Here is a 9,810-nt window from a genome sequence, read left to right on the forward strand (position 1 = left end):
GCTGCTGTTAGCTGAAATTTTAGCACTAATATGACTCTTCAAAAATTTGTTGTCACCGCCGACCAAATGCGGCAAATAGAAACCAGAATCTTTGCTGCTGGAATGCCAGTCCCAGCTTTAATGGAAAAAGTCGCGGGACTGATTGCTAGACGCATTCAGGAGCTTTTGAAGGGGGAAGGAAGTTTGGCAACTAGCAGTGTACGGGATTTAACGGATAGAAGGAAAAGGGAAGAAGGGAAAAATCTTGTTAATTCTCAATTGCCAGTTATCGGCGTATTGGTTGGGCCGGGACACAACGGCGGCGATGCTTTGGTTGTTGCCCGCGAATTGCACTTTCAAGGGTTCCAAGTAGTTATTTACTGCCCGTTTTCTAAACTCAAAGAACTAACCAAAAATCACGCTGATTATGCGCGTTGTTTAAATATTCCATTTGTTGACAAAATTGACCAGCTTAAAAACTGCGATTTGCTCGTAGATGGTTTATTTGGATTTGGATTAGAACGAGAAATTAATAACGCTACGGCCGCAGCTATTGACGAAATAAATAATTTAAACATCCCCGTTTTTAGTATAGACATTCCCTCCGGAATTCATACAGATACCGGAGAAGTTTTGGGAAGGGCAATCCGGGCCAAACATACATTATGTTTGGGTTTGTGGAAAATGGCATTTTTGCAAGACAGAGCATTAGAATATATCGGCAGTTCCGAATTAATTGATTTTGATATTCCCGCAGCAGATATTGCTGCAATATTGGGCGACTCGCCGGCAATACAACGCATTACAAAAGCATCGGCAACTCAGCATTTGCCGTTACCCCGATCGCCAATTTCGCACAAATACATCAACGGTCACTTACTAATTATTGCAGGTTCCCGCCGCTACAGCGGAGCCGCAATTTTGTCTGCATTGGGAGCAAGAGCCAGCGGTGTCGGAATGCTGTCAATCGCTGTTCCTGAGTCGATCAAACCGATGTTGAGCAGTCAGTTGCCAGAGGCATTAGTTATAGGATGTCCCGAAACCCAAAGCGGTGCAATTAGCGAGTTGCCAGTAGCAATTGATTTGGGAACCTATGATGCGATCGCCGCAGGGCCAGGTCTGACATTGGAAGCGGCAATAGCTGTAGAATCTGTACTGGAGAGCGATCGACCTCTGGTGTTAGATGCTGACGGTTTAAATATCCTCGCTCAACTCGGCACAGTCCCGATTTTGTCCGAACGCTCAGCACTGACAATTATCACGCCTCACCCGGGCGAATTCAAGCGTTTATTTCCCGAATTAGCCGACGAAACCGGCGACGATCGAATTGCCGCAACTCAAGCAGCAGCTCAGCTTTGCGGTGCAACAATATTGCTCAAAGGAGCCAGAGTTTGCATAAGTTGGGAGGATGACGGCGATTCCCTACGGGATAGCTGCGCTTCACGTACCATCACCTATCTCAATCCCGAAAGCACCCCAGCCCTCGCCAGAGGCGGCAGCGGCGACGTTCTCACAGGCTTGTTAGGGGGACTATTAGCAAGTGCGATCGCCCGCAAATCCTCCCCGCAATCAGTTGCAGCAACAGCAGTTTGGTGGCACGCTCAAGCCGGAATCATGGCTGCCAAAGAACGGACGGAATTAGGAGTAGATGCCTTTACTTTGACACAGTATTTAATTCCAGCTTTGCGAGAATTTGCTTAGTCTATATTGACAAAATACCCAGAGCCCCGACTTTTTTAAGAAGTCGGGGCTCTAACGCGCGATCGTATTTTACGTTTAATTAAGTTGACCAACTTATCTTGTTAAGTAGTCCTACTTAACTTAAATAAGTGATACAGCAGATTCCACGTTTATGAAGTACACGCGTCAAGCGATCGATCACCGTAGGGAAACGGCACTGCCGTGTCCTCTATCTCTGCTATGTACCTCACTTACCTAGAATCTGCTGTATCAATTCCGGCTACACCGGAATGATAAAGCTCTGGGTTTTGGCGACCAACTGATCCGCTCAGCAACTTTACGACTGTTCCATCATCCTCCATCAGCGGGAGGAGTTTGTAAACTTTGAAAAAGTTGTGCTTGTTCCACAAGAGAGAGTAAAGGTTGACCGCCCGGATGTTGATGACCTTTGTCTTTCCACCCATCAGCACCTAAAGATTAGGGCTTTGAATCCAACTTATTGAGAATTGCGTTAAGTTTGACCAGCATTTCCGCGTTTTGGTTCTCCAGAGTTTCCACTTTGGCTTTAAGTTGACTAAGTTCATCGGTTGAGTCGGCAACAGCAAGTTGACGAACATCTCGACCAAAACCCATCAAAGCTGGACGCTCAACATAAGTTACTCGGTGCAGTACCCGCCAAGTCTTATTAGCTTTACCTTTAGCTTCTCGTAAAGCTCGCGCTTCTTCGCTGTTGCTGGCAAGCCATTCGGGGTCAACCACATAGCTAAAGAAGTCGTTAAAATTGTTGGTGCTGCCTTCGAGGTAGAAACTCATAAAGCGGTAACGGTTGACCTTTTCCCCTGCTAGGACGGGATAGTCGTTGTAGTCGGTAACGCCGCGACCTTCGACACCGCTTAAATCGACATTTAACTGAATCCCCTTACTGCGTTTTTCGGTTTTCGTCATCGTTTGGGTGAGATTGACTGTTGCTTGAGCTGTTAACTCTGCTCCGAGTCCAAACACACCGAAATTCCCTTTACCGCCTAAACCTGCCACCATGTTAAAGGCTCCGCCAATAGAATGTTCAGCAGTGTTGGCAAAACTTTGTGCCTCGGCTCGCAAACCGCCATCGGCATCCCAAACGTAGGTGTTGACAATGTTACGCTTGCCGGCACGAATTTGGATGTCTTCCATTTTCCTTTGCCAGGCGGCAAAACTTGCGGAGGCTTGGCTTCTTTTCTCTTCGTCTTTGATTTTTTGCTCTATTTCTGATTGTTTCTGTTTCACTGCTGTTGACTGTTGATCGTAGGCTGCACCAGTTTCTTTTTGCAATTGTGCCTGTTGTGCTGCGGCTTGATCTTTCTGTTGCTCTGGGGTAAGATTGTCCTCTGGCTTGCCCTCTGGTCGGTTGACAGAGATATCTCCGGGAGCATTCCCTTCATCGATTTGCTTATTTAATGAGATTTGATCCACAAAAAGGGTCTCAAACTGGTAGAAATAGGCTTCTCGATTTTTGTCTTGTTGATCGATTTGTTGTTTGAGGTCATAAGCCTCTTGCAGGCGATAGTAACTAGCAGGGTAAAGGGAGCCAAATTGCGATCGCATTTCCGGGACGTGCTTAAAGAACCGTTGGCTGGTGGCACTGCTTCCTGTCAAGCCGTCTAAGCTACCACTCATGGTATAGGCAGGATTGATCAAAAAGGTGATGGTATTAATATCAGGGGGCATATTCTCTACGGGGAGAACCTGATAACCGATCATTTTGCCACTACGTTTAAGTCGGGTGATAAAGACATCTGATAAAGCCGAAACGACCAAGGCATAACCGACATTTTTGGGGATGAATCTTTTGCCTAAGTGGGGGAAAATAGCTAATTGTTCTTGAGTACCGCACAATTTTATTGTGTCAGTCATACTTAGGGATGAACTTGAGGTGATGCTGCTATCATTTTGGAATTGGTAGCTCGTTTTTAGTTCGCCTTTGAAACCACTTTTTATCTTAGAGATTTTTGTGGTAAATCCAAACCCCGCGTCTGCTTCAGCGTTGGCTCCAATGAAGGTATCTATAGTTGATCCTAAACCGGAATCTTGGATTCGCTTCCAACTAAACTCTACGTCTTCCGACAGGGCTAATTCTACAGATGTCGCGCCGTGGTAGCCTTCGTCTAAGGTCAGGTTTTCGCTAGGAATGGGGGGAGCGCCTTCAATATAGCCTAAGAGTGTCGGGGCAAATTGACCGTTACCAATCCATTTTAGTTCTAATTCTTCGATGCGTTTGTCTGGTAAGAGGTAAACACCTTTGGCGGTGGGAGCGGCAAAAAACCGCCGCATTATCGCTGTTCGGTCTTTACTGACGGTGCTATATTCGCAGCTTACTAAGGCATTGTTGCTGACTAGGGCAGGGGGAGGGGGAGCATCAATGGGAAAATCTTTAGCTGTGACGAGGCTCGCTCCGTTTACCGTACCATGATTATTATTACCAGTGAGGTCTAGGGCTTTTCCTAATTTTATGCTATCTAGAGGCCAGTAACCGACTAACCCAGGTTCTTGCCCAGTCAGGCGTTGGTTCATGTCTGCCTTAATTTCCGCTTCGCTACGAGCTTTGTTCCAGATGCAGACTTCGGCAATTTTTCCATTAAAAAACTCATAATTCTTTCCATCGGTTTTTTCCGCCGCCGCGATTAGTAAAGGACGCGTAGAATTGGCAGTATATTTTACATTATCATGTGTATGTATAATATTTCCATTCCTATAAATTTTTAGGGTAGAGCCATTATAGCTGATACAAGTATGTATCCAGGCATTGAGAACCCACCCTGATAAAGTAAAGCCGGAAATCGGATACTGGGTTGTGTTGTTATACATAGTAAAATTTAAATTTTTATCCCCTGTTATAGACAACACGTATCCACAAGAAGAGTGAGCGCAGTTAATCACTGAATTATTACCCTCTCTTTCTAGTTTTGCCCAACACGATATAGTAAATTGACTGGGGTTAAGGCTTGAGTTGTATGGAATTTCTACATAATCATTCACGCCATCAAACTGCATGACTTGATTACCTTCACCTTCAACTTCAATTAACTTGCCAATCGGTGCAGCACATCCCCACCAGCTTGCGCCCGTAATTGTGCCGTTATTGCCATCACCTGTTTTGTTTTGAATTTTATTACCAGTGGCTTCCGTGAGGGGATAATAGGCGAGTAAACCGGGTTCATTACCTGTTATTAGGGTTTTGCTGTTGATGGCAATTTCTTCTGCGCTTAAGGCGATGTCCCAGAACCGAACTTCGGCGATTTTTCCAAACTGTTCTTTACCGCCTTGAACATTGCCAATATATTTGACATTGCTGGTACTTTTAAAATTTACTTTCTTGTTCTTGATATCTTCAACCCTTTTTTTAGCTGTAGGATCGTTGGGGGTTTTCTTCAGATTATCCTCGGCATCTTCTAGGGCTTTGGTTTTAGTATCCCCAACTTTCTCGCCGTCAATGTAGAACAGCGTTGTATCTTCTTGTGCCACCGCAGTGAGATGATACCACCCTGGAGACAGGTTTTTCAGATCGTAGCCACTGCTAATAAAATCAGCATTCTTCTGAGAATATATGTTGATGCTAGTTCCTAATAGGTCGCTATCGCCTTCTTTTTTGACGATTATAGGGTTATCGGTGACTTCGCCTCCAATCAGACTATTCCAATTACTTGTTTCTGGCACTGGCAGTGGATAGAAAAACCAAGCTTCGATAGTCCATTCTTCACCTAATTCAATCGGTTTGCTTAAGGTGACTAGACTGTTATTTTGCTCGAGGTTGAGGCAAGCTGACACCGAATCAGGAATCCATTGTTCAATAGTAGGATTTTTGCTGTCAGCAGTGGCATCAAAATTAGTCTGACGCATTCTTCCTCGATCATCAAAATAGCTTAGTTGTACGTTGCCTTCACAGGTTTCAATAGCACTTAGACGACTGGCAGGGCGGACAAAATCTAGTAAAGCACCTTGGGTTTCTAGCCCTCTACTATCTTTGTTTAGGAGTCCCATTTTTAGAGGGGTTTCAGGGGTTTGCAAGCTAGTTTTGTCCTGGAAAAATTCAGTGTTTAATTGTTTTAATTGTTCGCTGAGTTTTTTGATTTGACCGTTGATATCTCCCAATTCTTGTTGGAGGCGGTTTTTCTTACTCTCAAAATATTTCTGTAACGCACGTAACTTTTCCAACTCGCTTTCCGCATCTGCTAGAGCTTTTTTCTTGGTGTCCCAATCCGTTTTTTTGGTAGCTATTACATCATTGAGTTTTTGAGTTTTTATCAAGTTCCACTGGTTCTGCTTTCCTTGATCTAGCCACACGCTGGTATTACCACTTTCAGTTGCTAGAAACTTGTCGTTGCCACTAACATGGCTGTTTTCCAAAGAATTTCCAACTAGCTTCCATTTCTCGAAATTCTTTTTACTGTAGGTTTTGCCTTCTCCAACACCCGCATAATACCAGCCAGAAGCATACTTATAAACGTCTAAGTAATCGTTGTATTCTCGGTTTTTTAGCTTGTACAACAAATTCCCATCGGGTATCAGTTGCCATTGCTGTTTCTGAGAGTTATTCGATGACTCAATATTAGCCCACTTGCTGCTATCAAGCCCTAGCACCATACCTTGTCTGTTTGTATTCTCAATCTTGAGCCAATAATTGACAGGGTTAGCCAATTCCGTCTGGTATTCTTCACTTGCCTTCTTTACTTGCCCGGTTAGATTGGTTTTCTCGGCTTCTGCGGCATCGATCTTGTTTTGAAGCTCCTTTTTGCTGCCTAGAATCGCTAGTAGGTCATCTAGCTCTCTTTTGCGCTTGAGCTTAATTCCTTGCTCTAACTCTTTGTCTCCCAGTGCTTTTAACTTGGCTTTTAACGTCAATTTTAACGGCGCTTGCGTCTCAGCTAAAGTTGTCAAATTCACTCGATTGGTGTATTTTTTTTCAGTAATACTATCAGAATCTAACTGAATCTTATGCTTGCGAATTTCTAAGGTAGTCCAATTACCGTTGATGTCACTAATACCAAAGGAACGTACCAGAGATATCCCATCTGGCACTGTAAAACTTGAACTCGCCTTATACCAATTATTTCCTAAACTGGTAAATTGGGTTGTCCCTGCTAAAATGGTTATCCAATCTTGAGAACGCTGACTTTTCTTACCTTTGTAGGTGAGAGCAAAAAATTTAGGATTCGCAGTCGTAGGATTAAGATTGTTATTGTTGGTTTTGAACTCAAATTCTTCGGTATAAGTAGCGCGTTCAGATACGGCAAACAAATCTTCATTTTCGTATTTAATTGCCTGCGTTTGTGTCCCCGCTAAATTACGATTGAGGGTGACAGAACTAACATAAGCACCACCTTTGACAATGCCATCATTGCCATTAACCGAAAAATCGATAACTTGCCGTTTTTTCTCTTCAACAATAGCATCTAGTCGCCAATAGCCAACTAAACCGGCTTCTTGACCCGTCAGTTGCAGATACATACTATTTTTGATTTCTTCAGCAGTACAGGCTTTATCCCAGATGCGAACATCGGCAATGCAGCCTTTAAAATAATTTCCTCCCAAGGATGAACCTATTTTTAACTTATCTGTTCCTTGAAATGGATTATGGGGCTTCTCAACTTTATCGACGACTCCATTGACGACAATTGTCTGTTCTTTTTGTTCTTTGCTATAACAGAAAGCGACATGATACCATGTATTTACCGAAAGACTTTTTGTGCTAGATGTATCATTACCATAGAATCCAAAACGTAGCCCTTGGTTATCTACCGTCAAGTGTAGTCCCTTATTATTAGCCTGTGAATCTGTACCTAGTACAGTCTTGTATCCCCCAAATTCGCTCGGTTTAATCCATGCTTCAACGGTAAAATCAGAACTTAAAACCTTGCCAGATAAGGGCAATTCAATATAATCATCTACCCCATCAAAGATAACTCCCCGCCGTTTTTCGCTTCGTAGTTTCGCGCTGATGGCTGTTCCTGCTTGCCACCTCACCCCATCTAAACTAAAAGTATTGTCACCAATTTTTGTTACTGTGTAAGTGCCGTTATAGTCTTTGGTATCAACAACCTGCACCGAATCCCCATTGCCCAATCCATGATTGAGGGCGGTTACTTTTAATTGACCCTGGTTGGTAATTTCATAGGCTGTGACGATACCGTTAAAAATCAGCCCGGTTTCTTCTTCGGGAACTACTTCCCAATTTCCCCCGTTTGAAATTTCTGGGGTAATTTCAAAGGTATTGTCGTCAATTCTGGTGACTGCGGAATATAAGCTGTTGTAATCTTTATTACCCGTAATTTTAACTTCCGTAATTTCCGTTTCATCTAACCCAGTAGCCTTATTTGAGGTGAGGATAACCTTGTCATCTTCTCCCCTGGCAATACCAGTAATTGTCCCTTGTGGTGGCGGGTTAGTGGTGCCAATGGTTTTGATTTGGTCTAGGGTATTGAGAGGCAATAATATTTGACGAGAGGTACTGCGTCGAATTGTGGTACCATCTGGGGTTTCTTTAATCTCTGATAACGTGCCATCTGCCGCTACTGCAAAGCTAATCGCTGCCACATTCCCCGCACCAGTGCCAATAGCTAACATGACACGCACTGAATCCCTCAGCAGTTGCATTCCTTCATCGGTTTGTCTTTCCCGTTGCAAGTCGTATTTAGTCGCAGTTAACCCTTTAGCAACAGTAACAGTTCCCAAATCTAAGGTTCGCTTGATAATACCTGCAATACTACGAGGTTCCGGATCGAGGATGGTATAGTCTTTGACATCAAATAATCCCTCCTCAGAAGCGCGAAGGGTAGTTAGTTCAACTTTTTGGCTTGTGCTATTGTAGGCAAAAATATGCCAGCGATATTTATCTTGCTCGTTGGTAGGCAACAAGACGACAGAAAACCAACCATTAGAGAGATTATTGATGAGACTCAATTCTGTGGTGGGTTCATAAAAGTTATTGCCATTGATATCCGTAAAATCTAAGGAATCAATATTTTTCAGCCCGCTGCCCCCTTTTTTCTGAGCTTGACTGGGTTTATGCTTCTGCTTGCTGCGTTTGAAGCGGACTTCTAGCTTACGAGTTAAAGTATTAGTCAAACCGTCGAGAACAAACCGATCCACCAACAAGGTATTAGTCTTAGACTGACGGAAAATATAGAGATATCCTAACCCCGAAACCAACTGCACGGGAGCGGGGGCTGACTGCTCATGGGTTTTGTAGAGCGATCGCAGTAAGTAAATACTATCATTATCCTTGTGGGTAAGTTCTTCTTTTTCTTTCTCAATAACTGACCCATCGTCGTTTTCATTGGGTAATTCTAGCAGTTTCCAACCTTCCCAACCTGTTCTTTCTTCCGGTTTCTGGTTGAGATAACTATCTTCAAAGCCGTCTTGCTTGACAGTGTACCAAATCTTGCTATCCGTATCAGTCGCTACGACAACAACTTTACCTTCATGAGCAATGCTGTTGATGTGTTGGACTTTTTCTTTGGCTAGTAGCATTTTTTGTTTTTTCTGACTATACAGGATAGATTTTGCCAGCATAGCATGGGCAGAGCGAGGAAAAAACAAAATCATGCTCAGCAAGGTTGGGCCTGGAGAATTTGCTGATTCCTTCGAGCCAGGAGAAATAGAGCAAATTCCCTGTTGCGACCTCAATGCTTTAGATCGGCGATGTATTTTACTTTTAATTAAGTAGTTCTACTTAACTCGAATGAGTGACACTCAAATGTGCTAGCACACAAAAGTGTCACTATAAGAAGCGACTGTACAGTCGCAAAACCTATTAGTTATACCTGAAATATCAAAGACCAAAACTTAAATGTTGATAGGAACTACATTATGTACACCGAAGAAAGAAGCCTGAACAATGAAACTATGACTCTTGTCGCCGATACTACCTCTCAATCAACTCTTGCATTTGCTGAAACCGCTGAAGTAAACAAACCCACATTACAAATTGGTTCAACAGGTCAAGCTGTCAAGGAACTACAACAGCTTCTATATCATTGGGCATATTATTTCGGCCCGATGGACGGTATCTTCGGCATCCAAGTTCAAAACGCCGTCAAACCCACATTCCGCACCCCCAACTGGCACATAGGCAGATGGAGGGGATAAAAGTGAATCATCCGAGATAATAGTGAG

General features: G+C 43.5%; 4 protein-coding genes. 2 read left to right on the forward strand and 2 right to left on the reverse strand.

From position 1 onward, the window contains the following. Positions 1-30 precede the first annotated feature (30 nt). Positions 31-1,680 carry an NAD(P)H-hydrate dehydratase gene (locus QUA78_RS20295; RefSeq protein ID WP_333301407.1) on the forward strand — a complete coding sequence of 550 codons (1,650 nt, stop codon included), beginning with the start codon at positions 31-33 and terminating at the stop codon, positions 1,678-1,680. 230 nt (positions 1,681-1,910) lie between these two features. On the opposite strand, the gene QUA78_RS20300 is transcribed toward QUA78_RS20295, so the two are convergent. Beyond that, complete coding sequence (locus QUA78_RS20300; protein WP_333301406.1) at positions 1,911-2,123, reverse strand: hypothetical protein; 213 nt, start codon at positions 2,121-2,123, stop codon at positions 1,911-1,913. A 13-nt stretch (positions 2,124-2,136) separates the two neighbouring features. Continuing rightward, complete coding sequence (locus QUA78_RS20305; RefSeq protein WP_333301405.1) at positions 2,137-9,165, reverse strand: LamG domain-containing protein; 7,029 nt, start codon at positions 9,163-9,165, stop codon at positions 2,137-2,139. A gap of 339 nt (positions 9,166-9,504) precedes the next feature. On the opposite strand from QUA78_RS20305, the gene QUA78_RS20310 reads away from it, so the two are divergent. Further along, a complete protein-coding gene (locus QUA78_RS20310; RefSeq protein WP_333301403.1) occupies positions 9,505-9,783 on the forward strand; it encodes a peptidoglycan-binding domain-containing protein in 279 nt (92 codons plus the stop codon). The last annotated feature ends 27 nt before the right edge of the window (positions 9,784-9,810 follow it).

The sequence above is a fragment of the Microcoleus sp. K4-B3 genome (assembly GCF_036704615.1).
Taxonomy (GTDB): domain Bacteria; phylum Cyanobacteriota; class Cyanobacteriia; order Cyanobacteriales; family Microcoleaceae; genus Microcoleus.

What these genes read in the sequence shown, in the direction of transcription:
- QUA78_RS20305 (WP_333301405.1), bottom strand. Translation starts at nt 9,165, where the DNA reads ATGCTACTAGCCAAAGAAAAAGTCCAACACATCAACAGCATTGCTCAT.
- QUA78_RS20295 (WP_333301407.1), top strand. Translation starts at nt 31, where the DNA reads ATGACTCTTCAAAAATTTGTTGTCACCGCCGACCAAATGCGGCAAATA.
- QUA78_RS20300 (WP_333301406.1), bottom strand. Translation starts at nt 2,123, where the DNA reads ATGGGTGGAAAGACAAAGGTCATCAACATCCGGGCGGTCAACCTTTAC.
- QUA78_RS20310 (WP_333301403.1), top strand. Translation starts at nt 9,505, where the DNA reads ATGTACACCGAAGAAAGAAGCCTGAACAATGAAACTATGACTCTTGTC.